16 protein-coding genes are annotated in these 14937 nt (G+C 70.6%); 4 read left to right on the plus strand and 12 right to left on the minus strand.

All coding sequences use genetic code 11. The annotated features are described in order from the left end of the window. Positions 1–237 precede the first annotated feature (237 nt). The 5 genes from A3862_RS14105 to A3862_RS14125 all read right to left on the minus strand — a co-directional run bounded on the left by A3862_RS14105 (position 238) and on the right by A3862_RS14125 (position 6114). Positions 238–1035 carry an SDR family NAD(P)-dependent oxidoreductase gene (locus tag A3862_RS14105; RefSeq protein WP_043758864.1) on the minus strand — a complete coding sequence of 266 codons (798 nt, stop codon included), beginning with the start codon at positions 1033–1035 and terminating at the stop codon, positions 238–240. A gap of 68 nt (positions 1036–1103) precedes the next feature. Continuing rightward, positions 1104–2531, minus strand: coding sequence for an MFS transporter (locus A3862_RS14110; protein ID WP_075380738.1), 1428 nt, complete (start codon positions 2529–2531; stop codon positions 1104–1106). Positions 2532–2839: 308 nt separating this feature from the next. Next, the gene (locus A3862_RS14115; protein ID WP_043758861.1) at positions 2840–4186 is read right to left on the minus strand and encodes an ATP-binding response regulator; all 1347 of its coding nucleotides are present in this window, start codon (positions 4184–4186) and stop codon (positions 2840–2842) included. Next, positions 4183–5385, minus strand: a complete 1203-nt coding sequence (locus A3862_RS14120; protein WP_418287715.1) for an FIST signal transduction protein — start codon at positions 5383–5385, stop codon at positions 4183–4185. Before A3862_RS14120 ends, A3862_RS14115 begins: the two co-directional genes overlap by 4 nt. 165 nt (positions 5386–5550) lie before the next feature. Further along, positions 5551–6114, minus strand: a complete 564-nt coding sequence (locus A3862_RS14125; RefSeq protein WP_043358028.1) for a c-type cytochrome, methanol metabolism-related — start codon at positions 6112–6114, stop codon at positions 5551–5553. A gap of 267 nt (positions 6115–6381) precedes the next feature. On the opposite strand from A3862_RS14125, the gene A3862_RS14130 reads away from it, so the two are divergent. Together A3862_RS14130 and A3862_RS14135 are read left to right on the plus strand one after the other, a co-directional pair. Beyond that, positions 6382–7047, plus strand: a complete 666-nt coding sequence (locus A3862_RS14130; RefSeq protein WP_420845316.1) for a transglutaminase-like cysteine peptidase — start codon at positions 6382–6384, stop codon at positions 7045–7047. Positions 7048–7150: 103 nt separating this feature from the next. Beyond that, positions 7151–7477, plus strand: a complete 327-nt coding sequence (locus tag A3862_RS14135; protein WP_043387534.1) for a hypothetical protein — start codon at positions 7151–7153, stop codon at positions 7475–7477. A 101-nt stretch (positions 7478–7578) separates the two neighbouring features. On the opposite strand, the gene A3862_RS14140 is transcribed toward A3862_RS14135, so the two are convergent. The 4 genes from A3862_RS14140 to A3862_RS14155 are packed head-to-tail and all read right to left on the minus strand — an operon-like array spanning position 7579 to position 10341. Beyond that, positions 7579–8061, minus strand: coding sequence for an arsenate-mycothiol transferase ArsC (locus A3862_RS14140; RefSeq protein WP_043387536.1), 483 nt, complete (start codon positions 8059–8061; stop codon positions 7579–7581). Between the two features lie 23 nt (positions 8062–8084). Beyond that, a complete protein-coding gene (locus tag A3862_RS14145; RefSeq protein WP_043387537.1) occupies positions 8085–8567 on the minus strand; it encodes a UPF0262 family protein in 483 nt (160 codons plus the stop codon). 10 nt (positions 8568–8577) lie between these two features. Beyond that, a complete protein-coding gene (gene hisD / locus A3862_RS14150) occupies positions 8578–9873 on the minus strand; it encodes a histidinol dehydrogenase (protein ID WP_043351501.1) in 1296 nt (431 codons plus the stop codon). A gap of 21 nt (positions 9874–9894) precedes the next feature. Then, positions 9895–10341 (minus strand): DUF2948 family protein, encoded by a 447-nt coding sequence (locus A3862_RS14155; RefSeq protein WP_043351500.1) that lies wholly within the window; start codon positions 10339–10341, stop codon positions 9895–9897. 197 nt (positions 10342–10538) lie between these two features. Between A3862_RS14155 and A3862_RS14160 the strand changes: the two genes are divergently transcribed. Next, positions 10539–10931: a hypothetical protein gene (locus A3862_RS14160; protein WP_043758854.1), complete on the plus strand. Its 393-nt coding sequence runs from the start codon at positions 10539–10541 to the stop codon at positions 10929–10931. Here the strand turns inward: A3862_RS14160 and A3862_RS14165 are convergent. The 3 genes from A3862_RS14165 to A3862_RS14175 all read right to left on the minus strand — a co-directional run bounded on the left by A3862_RS14165 (position 10904) and on the right by A3862_RS14175 (position 13143). Continuing rightward, positions 10904–11296, minus strand: coding sequence for an alpha/beta hydrolase family protein (locus A3862_RS14165; RefSeq protein WP_043758852.1), 393 nt, complete (start codon positions 11294–11296; stop codon positions 10904–10906). The two genes, A3862_RS14160 and A3862_RS14165, sit on opposite strands and share 28 nt — an antisense overlap. A gap of 279 nt (positions 11297–11575) precedes the next feature. Then, on the minus strand, positions 11576–12865 hold the full coding sequence (gene murA / locus A3862_RS14170) for a UDP-N-acetylglucosamine 1-carboxyvinyltransferase (protein ID WP_043357121.1): 1290 nt from the start codon (positions 12863–12865) through the stop codon (positions 11576–11578). Between the two features lie 86 nt (positions 12866–12951). Further along, positions 12952–13143 (minus strand): hypothetical protein, encoded by a 192-nt coding sequence (locus A3862_RS14175; protein ID WP_043357123.1) that lies wholly within the window; start codon positions 13141–13143, stop codon positions 12952–12954. Positions 13144–13458: 315 nt separating this feature from the next. Here A3862_RS14175 and hemA point away from each other — a divergent pair, with 315 nt between their 5' ends. Continuing rightward, positions 13459–14754 (plus strand): 5-aminolevulinate synthase, encoded by a 1296-nt coding sequence (gene hemA / locus A3862_RS14180; RefSeq protein WP_043758849.1) that lies wholly within the window; start codon positions 13459–13461, stop codon positions 14752–14754. The last annotated feature ends 183 nt before the right edge of the window (positions 14755–14937 follow it).

Below are 14937 nucleotides of genomic sequence, written 5' to 3' on the forward strand. Positions count from 1 at the left end.
GTTCCCCGTCGAACGGGAAGACCGGCCGTGTGGCTTGGTATGACGCGGACGAGAGTCCGGCATCCAGAGCCGCCGGTCCGATCCCTCGTGGCGAACGCGCCGCCTGAACCCGAGGCGCCCGACGTATCGCCAGCGCGGGCTTGTCGATGCGCCGCCGCGCGGATTTTGCCGTCCCAGACCCGCACGGTTCGAGCCCCGCTTCGGCGGTCGCCGGCGTTGCCCCCGCCGATCCCGGCTTCAAGCGAGGCCCTGCAGGACCCCTCCGTCGACCCTCAGGGCGGCGCCGGTGGTGGCGCTCGCGGCCGGGCTGCAGAGATAGGCGACGAGATTGGCCACCTCGTCCACCCGCGCCAGTCGCTGGATCAGCGACGAGGGGCGATGCTCCGCGACGAATTTCCGGCCCATGGCCTCGAGGTCGGTATCGGCTGCGCCTCCGGCCATCTGCCGCATGAAGTCCGCGACACCCTCCGAGAGGGTCGGGCCGGGCAGGACACTGTTGACCGTCACGCCGCTGCCGGCCACCGTCTGCGCCAGACCGCGGGAAATCGCGAGCTGCGCCGTCTTGGTCATTCCATAATGGACCATCTCGGTCGGCGTGTTGATGCCCGACTCGCTGGAGATGAAGATCACCCGTCCCCAGCCCCGCTTTGCCATGCCGGGCGTGTAGGCGCGCGACAGGCGCACGCCGCTCATCACGTTGACGTCGAAGAAGCGCTGCCAGTCGGCATCCGGGATCTCGAAGAACGGCTTCGGCTCGAAGATCCCGGTGTTGTTGACCAGAATGTCGACCGCCGGGACAGCCTTGACCAGGGCTGAAACGCCCTCAGCGGTGGCGACATCGCCCGGTGCCGCAAAGGCGCGGCCGGCCCGCGTCTCGCCCCGCAGCTTCGCGAGGGCGGCCTCGACCCGCTCGGGCGTGCGACCGTTGATGCCGACCTCCGCACCGAGGTCGCAGAGTTCCTTGGCGATGGCGTAGCCGATGCCGCCGGTCGACCCGGTGACCAGGGCCTTCCGGCCGGTGAGATCGAGATCCATGGGGCGCTCCAGCATGGGACACACCCCATCAACGCAAGCCGGCGTCCCGGGTGGCATACGCGATCCGGTTAGCCGCTCCGACTCCGCCGCAGGACGCTGGCGCAGCCGCCGATCACCGAGAGCGCCACCGCGCAGGAGAGCGACAGGGTTACCGCCCGCTCGGCCCCGAGACCGTGGGTCAGGCCGAAGATCACCGCCACCAGAGCTGCGCCGAGCGACTGGCCGGTGAGCCGCGCCGTCGACTGCATCCCGCTCGCCCCCCCAGCCCGTTCGCGCGGCGCCGACGTGACGATCACCTTGTTGTTGGGGGACTGGAACAGGCCGAAGCCGAGACCGCACAGGGTCAGCCGCCAGACGATATCGAGGGTCGTCGGAGCGGCCGGCAGGATCGTCACGCAGACCAGACCGACGGCCATCATGGCCAGGCCGATCCCGCCCAGGATCCCGGGCGGATACCGGTCCGCAAGGCGGCCGGAGATCGGCGCCATCGCGGCGACCGCGATCGGCCAGGGGGTGAGCAGGAAGCCGGTCTGCGTGCTGGAGAGGTGCAGCACGTCCTGGAAATAGAAGGGCAGCGCCACGTAGGAGACCATCTGGGCGCAGAACGAGGCGACGGAGGTCGCCATCGACAGGGCGAAGGCTGGGATCCGCAGCAGGTCCACGGGCAGGAGCGGCGCGGCCAGCCGGATCTGGTGCCGGACGAACACCGCGCCGACCGCGATCGCGGCCGCGAGTTCGAGGACGGCGATGCCCCGGGCTTCCGGATCGCCAAGCCCGTCGATGCCGATGATCAGCAGGCCGAAGGTCAGGGCGTTGAGGACGGCACTCACGAGATCGAAGGGGCGGCCGCTCGCCGGCGTCGCCGGCAGGGTCCGGGACGCCACCGCCAGGGCCAGCAGGCCCACGGGGATGTTGACGAGGAACAGCCAGGGCCAGGTCGCCACCGACAGGATCGCGGCCGCCACGGTCGGGCCGGCGGCCGAGGCCACCGCCACCACGAGCGCGACGTTGGCGACCCCCTGGCCGATCATCCGGTGGGGGTAGATGAAACGGACGAAGCCGATGTTCACGCTCATGATCGCCGCGGCGCCGAGCCCCTGGACGATCCGGGCGGCGATCAGCAGCGGCAGGCTTGGCGCCAGCGCGCAGGCCAGCGAGGCGGCCACGAAGACGGCCAGACCCGGCAGGTAGACGCGTCGGAAGCCGAAGATGTCGCCCAGCGCCGCGAACGGCAGGAGGGTGGCCGTGACGGCGATCTGGTAGGCGTTGACCACGAAGATCGCGTCGGCCGGCCTGACCGCCAGATCCTTGGCCATGACGGGCAGCGCCACGTTGACGATGGCGCCGTCGAGGACCGCCATGGTCATGGCCAGCGCGATCGCCGCCATGGCGAGGACGCGCTCGCGGGGCGGCAGGCCATCATGCGAAGGCCCCTGCGGGTGCCTCTGCGGGTGTCCGTGACGGCCGCCGGCTGGACCGAGCGGGACCTGCGCCATTCCTGCGCGCTCCTGCGGCGTCCCGGCGGGTCCGTGACGTCGATGGCTGGGAAAATCCGGACGCAGGACGCGCCGCGGACGCTGTTCCCTGTCGCGCAGGCGGCACGGCACGTCGAGGGGCGTCGTGTGTCCTATGTCACGGCACGGGCAGGTTTGTTCGCGTCGGACGGGTGCCGCGTCGGGGGCCCATGCTCCGCCGCGGGGCGACCCATCCCTTGTCCGGCGGGGAATCGGCTTTCCCGAGGTCCGCCTGTCCGCAGGCAGCGCGAGGCGTGCCGCCGGTCGAAGCGCGGACCGCCGCAGGCCGCTCAGGCGAGCATGTAGGTGAGCAGGGAGCGGAGCTGCGCCGGCTTGATCGGCTTGTGCACGAGTTCCGCCCCGGCGGCCGTGACCCGGTCCTCGACGGCATCGGAATGGTCGGCGGTGGTGACGATGACCGGGACCGGATCGGCGTGCGCGGCCCGGAGGTAGTTGGCCACGTCGAGGCCGCAGGCGCCGTCGTCGAGATGGTAGTCGAGCACCAGGATGTCCGGCCGCGGGGCGCCGGCCTCTACGGCGGCCCGCACCCCCGCGAGGTCGCGGAAGGTCGAGACCCGGGCATCCCAGTTCTGAAGGAGGCGGGCGAGGGCGTCGGACGTGGATGGGTCGTTCTCCACGACGAGCAAGTGCGCGCCCGAGAGCCGGGTCGCCACCGGAGCGGGCGGGGCGACGGCCGCCGGGATCGTGCTCACGGGCAGCGTCAGGGCGACCCGGGTGCCGTGGCCGATCCGGGAGCGCAGCCGCAGGGGGTGGTCGAGGGCCTGCGCCATACGGCGGACGATCGACAGGCCGAGGCCGAGGCCCGGCTCCTCGCCGCTGCCGGTCCGGGCGCCGCCGCGGAAGAACTCGTCGAAGACGAGGTCGCATTCCTCCGCGGCGATGCCGCAGCCGGTATCGGTCACCTCGATCCGGATGCCGCCGGACCGCCGACGGGCCGCGAGAACGATCCCGCCGACGCTTGTGTACCGGACCGCGTTGGAGACGAGGTTCTGGAGGATGCGCTGCAGGAGCATCACGTCGCTGGTGACGGTGACGTCGGGGCAGCGCAGCGACAGCCGCAGGCCCTTGCGCTCCGCGAACGGCTTGAAGCTCTCGGCCAGCTCCGCCAGCAGGTCGGGCAGGAACACCGGCTGGATCTGCGGCCGCACGATCCCGGCATCGAGCTTCGAGATGTCGAGCAGCGTCTTGATCAGATCCTCGATGGTCTGCAGGCCGCGATCCACCTGGCCCGCGATGATGCGCGCCTCCGGCGGCACGTCGAGATCGGCCAGCGCCGAAATCGACAGGCGGGCGGCGTTGACCGGCTGAAGCAGGTCGTGGCTCGCCGCGGCCAGGAACCGGGTCTTGGAGCGGTTGGCGGTCTCGGCCTCCTCCTTGGCGGCGGCCAGCGCCTCGTTGGAGCGCTCCAGCCGGTGCATCAGCCCGGTCAGCTCCTCGGTGCGGGTGCGGACCCGGCCCTCCAGCATGATCGCGGTCTGGAACAGCGAATAGGCGCTGCCCCGCTGATCCATGGAGCGCTCGACATGGGACATCAGCGCGGCGTTGATGCGCTCGAGCTTCTCGATCCGCCGGTGCAGGGACGCGTCGGTCTCGAGACCGTTCGGATGCAGGGTCACGACGCGACGGGGGTGGCTTCCGCCCCCGGGGCACTGCCGGCGAGGGTCTTGCCGATGGCGATGCCCGTGAAGGTCTGGTTCAGGTGCATCGCCCTGTACTGCTCGCCGAAGGTCTCGAAGCCGACGACGTTGTAGCGGCGATAGAGGTCGGCAATGCCGTGGCGCACCTGCCGGCTCTCGGCGTCGAGCCGTCGCAGCACGCATTCGAAGCCGATGATCAGGTCGACGCCGCCGAGAACCGCGTCGAGGCGCGCCAGCTCGGCCCGCGTCGAGGCGACGATATCGCGCGGTTCGGCGAGGGTCAGCACAACGCCCTCGTCCACCGCACAGAAGAAGCTGAGCGACCCGTCCTCGTTCATGCGCCGGATCGAGCGGCAGAAATACTCGCCGCCGACCTTCACAGCCAGCGGGTAGGCGGCGAAGCTCATCGGCGACAAGCCCTCGGGGTCGAGGCCGATCGCCATCGCGTATTCCCGGGCTGCCGGCTCGGCGTTCAGCTCGTGCACGGTCCGGCGCTCGCCATCGGAGGCCGTCACCACGAACTTGGTCTGGGTCGGCTCGAAATTGTCGCTCTTGAAGATCTCCACCGAGAAGTCGGTCTCCACGAGGACCAGGACCGCCGCCTTCCGGTGGATCTTCCCGCCGTGGAGCAGGACGGCGTCGCGGAAGCGCAGGTCGTCGCCGGCCGAGCCGCCGACGATCGGGATGCCGTCGAGCGCCCAGGCGATGGCCGAGACGACCGTCTCCTCGGCGTTGGCGAGCCCGTCGATCAGCGACAGGGCGAAGCGGTGGCCGGACGCGGCCATGTCGACCTCGCGGCACCGGTCCAGCGGGTCGAGGGTCCGGCGCAGCGCCCGGACCGCGGAGGCCGTCCGCTCCACGTCGAGGTGGTCGATGGCGTCGAGGACCGTCGAGACGATGCGGAAGCGCTCCGCCGGGAACGCGATGGCCACGAGGCCGCGGTCGAGGCCTCCGGCCGGGGCGATGCCTCCCGACATCGAGCAGCCCGCCACCGGGACGCCGGGGAACCAAGTTTCCAGCGCGCGGGCCAGGATCTCCGCGTCGTAATCCGCCGAGAAGAACACGACGATCTGTGACAGGGCCGAGCCCCCGACGGCCCGGGCGACCTCAGCGGCCGCGTCGGCGGCCCCGGCCGCATCGGTCCAGGCCGTCCAGATGCCGCAGAGATGGCGGCGCACTCCCGATCCTTGAGCCACGTTCCATCCCCTGCGACCCCCTCGGCAAGCTTGGCGCCTGCTCTTCAGCGTCTTGTGCAGAGTATGTCGTGCGCAACCGAGCGGTGCAACGGGGCGTGTCGCCCCCCGGGCAGGTTCAATCTCGGTCCGAGGCCCGGGAGGCGGCGTTCACTTCATGCAGGCGTCCTCGGCCTTCTCGAAGGCAGCGGGCTTGGGCTCGTGCTCCGGCGGTCTGTTGCGACCGAGCGCTCCGTCCGAACGGGCGCGGAGATACGTGAATATGTCCGGCAGGTAGCACATGACGTTCTTGTTATCGCCGAAGGCGGGCATGACCAGCTCCTGCGAGGCGTTCACGTCCTTCTTGCCGCCCACGACGATGCCGGCGAAGTGCGCGTAGTCCATGCCCTTGAGGGCATCGACAAGCGACGGTGCGTAGGTCGAGCCCATCCCGTCGGGGCCGTGGCAGACGATGCAGTTGGAATTGTACCGCACGTAGCCGGACATGGTGTACCAGTCGACCTTCTTGCCGCCGTCCGTGACGTGGTAGGTCGGATCGCCGTTCTTGTCGGTGTACTGGCCGTCCTGGACCTTCGCCGGCTGCGTCGGTCCCTCGCTCTTCAGGTCGGTCGATGCCGCGCCGGCTGGGGCGGCGGATGTCGAAACGGCTCCGAGGGTTCCTGCTGCAAGTCCGGCCAGAATGAGCCCGGCGATCCTGTCTGCTGCGCGCCGCATAAGTCGTCCTCCTGCCGCCCACAGGCTTCTTCTCGGTGGAGCGACGCCGGGATAACGACGGATCTAGGCCACGAAGACCTTGGTGTGCCTTCACGTTTTCGCGCATCGCGGGGACATGCCGGCTCGGAACGACGACTGAACGATTATCCGCGTTGCGCACAGCATTAACCTTTTGTTAATCGGCGCATTGCCGCCGGCCCGCCGGCGTGAGAGCTTTCGTTAACGAGAGCTTAACGGTTGGGTCCGGCGATGCGGTTCGCGGTTTCCATGATGCAGAGACGGGTCGAGGCACCCGCAGCGCGTCGGCTGCCCCGGAGCCGCCGCGCCGCCGTCGCCGCCCTCGCGGTCTTCGGCATTGCGGGCCTCGCCACCGGTGTCCAGGCGCAGACGCTTGCGAGCCTGCCGACGGAAGCCGGTGCCCGAGTGCAGGGCGATGCCAAGCCGATCGCGGCCTGGACGACCTTCTGCCAGAACTACGCGGCCGAATGCGCGCTCGACCGGGGCGAACCGGCCCGGATCAGCCTGACGCCCGCCACCTGGGCGACGATCGTGTCGGTGAACCGGCGGGTCAACAAGGCGGTCGAGCCGATGACCGATCAGGACCACCTGCACGTGGCCGACCGGTGGGATCTGGCCGAGGACGGCATCGGCGACTGCGAGGACTTCCAGCTGCTCAAGCGCCATCTGCTGGCCCAGGCCGGCCTGCCGCGGCGGGCGATGCGCATGACCGTGGTGATCGACGAGAAGGGCGAGGGCCACGCGGTGCTCACCCTGATCACCGACCGGGGCGACCTGGTGCTCGACAACAAGACCAACGCGATCCTGCCCTGGCACAAGACCGGCTACGTGTTCATCAAGCGCGAGAGCCAGGACGCCGTCGCCTGGGTCTCGCTCGGCGGCGTCACCTCCCCGGTCACCACCGCCAACCGCTGATCAAGGCCCACCTCCGGCAGTGGAACCCGCGCCGCGGGCACCACATCTTAACGGATTGATAACCCTGCGCCGCCACTCTGTCGGGTGACGGAGTGCCTGAACGATGCCGCGAGCCCGCCACGTGATGCCGGCCCCGCTCCTCGCGATCGTCCTCGTCGCCGCGGCCTGCGGCACCGCGCGGGCCGCGAGCGAGACCGAGCTCCGCCACGCTGCGTGGCGCGACTGCGTCAGCCGCAACTTCGGGATTCAAGCCGCGCTGACGGACCGGGATCTGGCCGTAGACGCTGCCTTCCGCGCCTGCCGCAGCGCCGAGGACGCCTATCTCGCGACGCTCGCAGACTCGCCGCTCCTCGACGGCGACGACGTCATTCGCGCCCGGCCGCTCCTCGCCGGCCGGATCCGGGCCTGGCTGGTGGGCGATCGCGGCTGACGCGGCGGACCCGCGGAACCCCGCGCGCGACAGTCCGCAGGCACGGCATCGGCGATCCGCCGCTCGGCGATGCGCGATCGTCAGGAAGAGACGCCGCCCGCCTACGCCTTCAGACGAGCCTTGATCCGCCGGGTGAGCCCGTCGCGGACCTCACGATAGGCCTCGAGACGCTGCTCCCGTGACGCGTCCTGCACCAGCGTGGGATCCGGAGTCGGCCAGTATTCGACATCGGCCGCGAGCGTGTGCGTCAGGGCCAGCGCCCGGTGATGGGCCTCCGGCGCCAGGGTGATGATCAGGTCGAAGTTCAGCCCCTCCCAATCCTCCAACTCCTCGATGGTGCGGGGGCGGTGTCGGCTGGCATCGATCCCGATCTCGTCGAGGGCCGCGATCATGAACGGATCGGTGGGCTCGCCGGACCGGACTCCGGCCGACTGCACATAGGTGGACTTGCCGAAATAGGCGCGCGCGATCGCTTCCGCCGCGACGGAGCGCACGGCGTTGTAATTGCACATGAACAGGACGGACTGCACCCGCCGCCTCTTCGGAGAGGCGTCGGGAGGAGGCTCTGGAACGGGCTCAGCCATCGCCGGTCGGCGCGGAGGGCGCCCTAGCCCTTCCAGTGCAGCGCGAAGATCAGGGTGAACAGGCGGCGGGCCGTGTCGTGGTCGAGGTCGACCTTGCCGTCGAGCCGCTGCTTGAGCGTCTCGGACGCCTCGTTGTGCAGGCCCCGCCGACCCATGTCGATCGCCTCGATCTGCGATGGCGAGGCGGTGCGGATCGCGTTGTAGTAGCTCTCGCAGATCATCTCGTAGTCGCGGATCACCCGACGGAATGGCGTCAGCGACAGGAGGTGCGTCATCACCGGCTCGCCCTCCACCGTGGTGATGGCGAAGGACAGCTTGTTCTCGACGAGGCCCAGCGTCAGGGCGTAGGGGCCCTCTCGGCCCGGGATCGCGAAGACATTGTCTTCCAGGATGTCGAAGAGCGCGATGGCCCGCTCGTGCTCCTGATCCGGGTTGCCGCGGGCGATGGACGCCTCGTCCAGGCTCACCTTCGCGAGGCGGTTCGGCCCGCGCTGCTTCTCCGCCATCCCCAAAACCTCACAGGTTCAACCGGATCGCGACGGAGCGGGCGTGCCCCTCCAGGCCCTCGGACCGGCCGAGGTTTATCGCCGCCGGGCCGAGCGCCCGCAAGCTCTCCGGCGTGCAGGCGAGGATCGTCGTCCGCTTCATGAAGTCGAGCACCCCGAGGCCGGAGGAGAACCGGGCGGACCGGGCGGTGGGCAGGACGTGGTTCGGGCCGCCGACATAGTCGCCGATCGCCTCCGGCGTGTGCGAGCCGAGGAAGATCGCCCCGGCATTGCGCACCTTGGCGGCGAGCGCCTCCGCATCCTGCGTCTCGATCTCCAGGTGCTCGGGGGCGAGGCGGTCGACGAGGGGGACGGCCTCGTCGAAGGTCCGGACCCGGATGACGGCGCCGTAGTCGCGCCAGCTCGCCCGGGCGATCTCCTGACGGGGCAGGGTTGTGAGGGCGCGCTCGACGGCCACCTCGACGGCGTCCGCCAGGTCTGCGCTGTCGGTGATCAGGATCGCCTGGGCGGCGACGTCGTGCTCGGCCTGCGCCAGCAGGTCGGCGGCGACCCAGTCCGGGTTGGCGTGGCCGTCGGCCAGGATCAGCACCTCGGAGGGGCCGGCGATCATGTCGATCCCGACCTGGCCGAAGACCCGGCGCTTGGCCGCGGCGACCCAGGCATTGCCGGGCCCGACGACCTTGGCGACAGGAGCAATGGTGGCGGTGCCGTAGGCGAGGGCGGCCACCGCCTGGGCCCCGCCCACCCGGTAGACCTCGTGGACGCCGGCGAGCTGCGCGGCGGCCAGGACCAGCGGATTGATCTGGCCGTCGGGGGTCGGCACGACCATGACGAGCCGCGGCACGCCGGCGACGCGGGCGGGGAGCGCGTTCATCAGCACCGAGGAGGGATAGCTCGCCGTCCCGCCCGGGACGTAGAGCCCCACCGATTCGAGCGCCGTCCAGCGCCAGCCGGCGGTGACGCCCAGCGCGTCGGTGGCGCGATGGTCCGTGGGCCGCTGCGCCCGATGGAAGCTCTCGATCCGCTCGGCGGCGAGGCGCAGGGCCTCGAGGGACTCCTGCGGACAGGCGGCGACCGCCGCGGCGATCTCCGCGTCGGTGACCCGCAGGTGCTCGGCTGAGAAATCGGTGCCGAGCCGGTCGAAGCGGCGCGTGAAGTCGACCAGGGCCGCGTCGCCGCGTGCGACGACGTCGGCGATGATGGCGCGGACCGCTTCGTCCACGTCCTCGGCGATCTCACGCTTCACCGTCAGGAGATGCGCGAAGGCGGTGGCGAAATTCGGATCGCTGCTGTCGAGCCGGACCATCGGAAAGCTCTCTGTCTCGCGTCAGGCCGCCGGGCCGGCGGTCGTGTCGGTGTCGATGTCGTGGCCGGGACGGGTGGCCGATTCCCAGACCGGGCCGAGATCCTTCATCCGGACCTCGATGCACTCGACCTCCAGCCGAAGGGCCGCACCGCCCGAGAAGACGAGATCGATGTGACCCGACGGCGCATCCGTCTGTTCGAAGGTCAGCGCGAGCAGGCTCATCGGCGTGGCGTCGCCCGGCTTCAGGCCGCGGCTCTTCACGCCCCGGACGCGCTCAATGTGCAGGCCGGCGAGGCGCCGCCGGGGCGGGGCGTCCGGTGTCCAGTCGAAGCGTCGCACCGCCATGAGGAAGCGCTGCTCACCGGCGAGATAGGTCAGATCCTCCGGCCGGAGGATCGCGTCCTGCAGGTGGGCTGAGATCACGGTCAAGTCCTCGATGTCGAGGGCGGCGAGCTTGAGCAGCTCCATGCAGAGGGTCCTCGGCGAACGCGGGGCGTGGGCCGGTCGGCGAGGGGCCCCGCGGCAGGGCGTAGGTAGCGGCGCAGCCCCGTTCGGGCAACGCCCGACCTGAGGATGCCGGGTGCGGACGGGGCACAGGCTCGACCCAGCGCCGTCGGCTAGAGGCGGGGCGGACGCATCGAAGCAGGGTCGAGGCAGGGTCGAGGATGGCCAAGTTCACGACGCACGCGACTCTGGCGGCGCTGGCCCTGGGGATTCACGCGGCCGGTCCCGCGGGTGCGCAGGTCGGTCCCGACGCGCGGCCCTACATCTACGGCCGACCGGGTCCGGACCGGGACGTCTACGCCCCGCCGCCCCGAGATCGCCGGCCGCCACCGCCCGCCGACGATGGCTACGGCTGGCCTCCGCCCCCGCCGCCATTCGACGATGCGTCCGACCGGATCCGGCCTCAATGGCGCACCGGCCCGGGGCGGTCGTGGGATGACAGCGTCTGCGTGACCGCCCGCGGCACATGCCTGACGCGCCCGGCGCCGCCCAATGCGCCCTGCGGCTGCGACATACCCGGCTTCGGCTACAGGCGCGGGCAGATCGAGGATTGAGCATCCGCTGTCGCGCATGACCTGCGGGGCATGGCCCGCCTCGGCCGCCGCGTCCGGAGGCTCTCGGCGTGGCCTCCGAGATGCCGGGCCAGGATGGCCTCCGCCCGGGCATAGAGAGCGAGGCGGTTCTCGGGCCGCACGAAGCCGTGGCCCTCGTCCGGGAACAGCGGATCGGTCACCGTGAGGCGCTTCGCATCGAGGGCTGCGACCCTCTGGTCGGACTCGGCCTGCTTCACCCGGGGGGCGGTGGCGCCCTGCGCGATCAGGAGGGGCGCCCGGATCCCGCCGGCTCGGTGAACCGGCGAGCGCGCACGCATCAGGTCCAGCCCCGCCGCGGTGTCCGGATCGCCGATCGCCCGGATCACCTGCGCGCGGAACGCCTCCCCGTGAGGGGGCTCGTCTGGCTGACCCGGACGAGCCCGGCCGCGCCGCCCGGAATGGGCGTCAGGTCCCGGTTGGTCCCGGCGATCGACCGCACAGACGTGCCGGTTCTCGTCTCCGCCGCCGTCCTGCAGATCGAGCAGAGGCCGCCCGCCCTGGGCCCGGCCGTAGAACCGGATCCCGCGCCCCGGATCGGCGGTCAGGGTTCAGACGACATCGGCGGCCCGCCGACGTCCATCGACGTCCCGGATCGCAGGGGTCGCTCAGGCCCGGACGCGCTCGATCTGCGCGCCGCAGCGGCCGAGCTTGGCCTCAAGCGCCTCGAAGCCGCGGTCGAGATGGTAGACCCGGTTGATCTGGGTCTCGCCTTCGGCGGCGAGGCCCGCGATCACCAGGGACACCGAGGCGCGCAGGTCGGTGGCCATGACGGGTGCCCCCCTCAGCCGCTCCACGCCCTCGACGATGGCGAGGTCGCCCTCGAGGCGGATCTTCGCGCCGAGCCGGGCCAGTTCCTGCACGTGCATGAACCGGTTCTCGAAGATCGTCTCGCGGATATGCGACTGGCCCTTGGCCAGCGTCATCAGTGCCATGAACTGCGCCTGCAGATCCGTGGGGAAGCCCGGGAACGGGTCCGTGGTGACGTCGACCGCCGCGATGCCGGCGCCGTTGCGGCGCACGCGGATGCCGCCCTCGACCGGGGTGATCTCGGCGCCCGTGGTCGACAGGATGTCGAGGGCCGCGTGCAGCAGATCGGCTCGCGTATCCTTCAGGACGACGTCACCGCCGGCCATCGCGACCGCCATGGCGTAGGTGCCGGTCTCGATCCGGTCGGGCAGGACCGCGTGGCGGGCGCCGTTCAGACGGGCCACGCCTTCGATCTCGATATGGGGCGTGCCGGCGCCGCGGATCTTCGCGCCCATCTTGTTCAGGCACTCCGCGAGGTCGACGACCTCCGGCTCGCGGGCGGCGTTCTCGATCACCGTGGTCCCGTAGGCGAGCGCAGCCGCCATCAGCGCCACATGCGTGCCGCCGACCGTGACCTTGGGGAAGACGATCTCGGCGCCGCGCAGGCCGTTCTTCGTGCGGGCGACCACGTAGCCGGCGTCGATCTCGATCTCGGCCCCGAGCTTCTCCAAGGCCATGATCAGCAGGTCGACCGGCCGGGTGCCGATGGCGCAGCCGCCGGGCAGCGACACCTTGGCCTCGCCGAACCGGGCGAGCAGCGGCGCGATCACCCAGAAGCTCGCCCGCATGGTCGAGACGAGGTCGTAGGGCGCGGTGGTGTCGATGACGTTCGAGGCGGTGAGCCGGATGGTCTGGCCTGTCTCGGTGGTCTGACCGGGGCGCTTGCCGACCACCATGTGGTCGACGCCGTGGTTGCCCAGGATCCGCGTCAGCGCGGCGATGTCGGCGAGCCGCGGCACGTTGATCAGTTCCAGCGTCTCGCCGGTGAGCAGGCTGGCGATCATCAGCGGCAGCGCCGCGTTCTTGGCGCCCGAGATCGGGATCACGCCGTTGAGCGGCGCGCCGCCGGTGATGTGGATGCGGTCCATCGTATGTCCTTGGGCGGCGCATCCCCGATGGCGCGCGGCCGGCCGTGCTGATCGCGGGCGCGGAAGCGCCCAGGCTTGGCCGTGCCCTATAGACCGGATTTGTCGGAATCAGGACCGTTGATCGCGGCCTCGGACGTGCAGGACCGGTCCGCGTCCGGAGCCGGTCTCGTTTCGGTCCGGCCCCGATCCTGCGCCTTGCGGCGCCGCAGGTTCTGCCGCAGGGCCGCCTTCAGGCGCTCCGTGCGCGCATCCTTCGCGTCCGTCTTCGCGTCCGTCATGGCGCGACCCTTGGTCGCCGCAAGCTCGGGACACGGACGTTCCGGTGGGAGGAGCCATCTGCGGGTTGAAACATGGGATTCGGAAGTGCGCCGGAGCCAAGTTCGGAGGGAAAGATCCTGACGGACGCTACCGGGTTCGTGCCGCCCTCTCAACGGATGCAACGCAGCGATGTCGGAACCTTACCTTGAACCAGTTCCAGATCCGCGCGTATCTTCCGGTCCTCACGCGAAGGACTGACCGAGGCCAGACCTCAGATCGCGGGACCCGGTGCTACAAGGCGCCGCCCGCGTGGCCGAATACGCGAAGGACGCTCGATGACCGTGACCCGGATGCCCAGCACGACGCTCGCCCCAACGGGATCGACGCGCGCCGGTTCCGGCTACGAGCGCTACTTCCGCGGCGCGCTGGATCAGCTGCACGGCGAGCGGCGCTACCGTGTCTTCGCCGATATCGAACGCATTTCCGGGCGGTTCCCGACGGCCAAGTGGCGTCAGCCCGACGGCAAGACGACCGAGATCACCGTGTGGTGCTCGAACGACTACCTCGGCATGGGCCAGCACAAGGAGGTGGTGGCCGCCATGACCGAGACCGCCGCCCGCTGCGGCGTGGGCGCGGGCGGCACCCGCAACATCGCCGGCAACAACTCGCCCCTCGTCGACCTGGAGCGCGAACTCGCCGACCTGCACGGCAAGGAGGCGGGTCTCGTCTTCACCTCGGGCTACGTGTCGAACCAGGCCGGCATCTCGACGATCGCCAAGCTGATTCCGGATTGCCTGATCCTGTCCGACGCCTTCAACCACAATTCGATGATCGAGGGCGTGCGCCATTCAGGCTGCGCGAAGAAGATCTTCCGCCACAACGATCTCCAGCATCTGGAGGAGCTGCTCCAGGAGGCCGGCGACCGGCCGAAGCTGATCGTCTTCGAGTCGGTCTACTCGATGGATGGCGACGTGGCGCCGATCAGCCGGATCTGCGACCTCGCCGACCGCTACGGCGCGATGACCTATCTGGACGAAGTCCACGCGGTCGGTCTCTACGGTCCGCGCGGCGGCGGCATCGCCGAGCGCGACGGGGTGATGCACCGGGTCGACGTGATCGAGGGGACGCTGGCCAAGGGCTTCGGCTGCGTCGGTGGCTACATCACCGCCTCGGCGGCGATCTGCGACGCCGTGCGCAGCTTCGCGCCGGGCTTCATCTTCACCACCGCGCTGCCGCCGGCCGTGGCGGCGGCGGCACGGGCGTCGGTGCGCTACCTCAAGCGTTCCAGCGCCGAGCGGGAAGCACACCAGAGCCAGGCGACGGCCACCAAGGCGGCCCTGGCCGCGGCGGGCCTGCCGATCCTGGAGACCGAGACCCATATCGTGCCGGTGATGGTCGGCGATGCCGAACTGTGCAAGGCGGCGGCCGACCACCTGCTGGAACACCACGGCATCTACATCCAGCCGATCAATTATCCGACCGTTCCGCGCGGCACCGAGCGCCTGCGGATCACGCCGTCGCCGTTCCACGACGCGGCGCATATCGAGCGCCTCGCCGCGGCCCTCAGCGAGACCTGGGAGGCGCTGGATCTGCCCCGGGCCGGCACGGTCTTCGTCGAGGCCGCCGAGTAGGGCCTCGGGTCTCCGTATCGACCGGCCACGGCCTGGCCCCACCGAGGGGCCGTGGCCTCTATCACACGGCGCGATCGGCTCACCCTTCCGGCTGAGGGAGGGTAGATTCCGGATCAGGCGTGCCGGTGACGCGCGCTCAGGTCGCGCCGCCTCCGGCTGACGCACGCCCCTCATCCCGTCCCT

The sequence above is a fragment of the Methylobacterium sp. XJLW genome, from assembly GCF_003254375.1.
Lineage (GTDB): Bacteria > Pseudomonadota > Alphaproteobacteria > Rhizobiales > Beijerinckiaceae > Methylobacterium > Methylobacterium fujisawaense.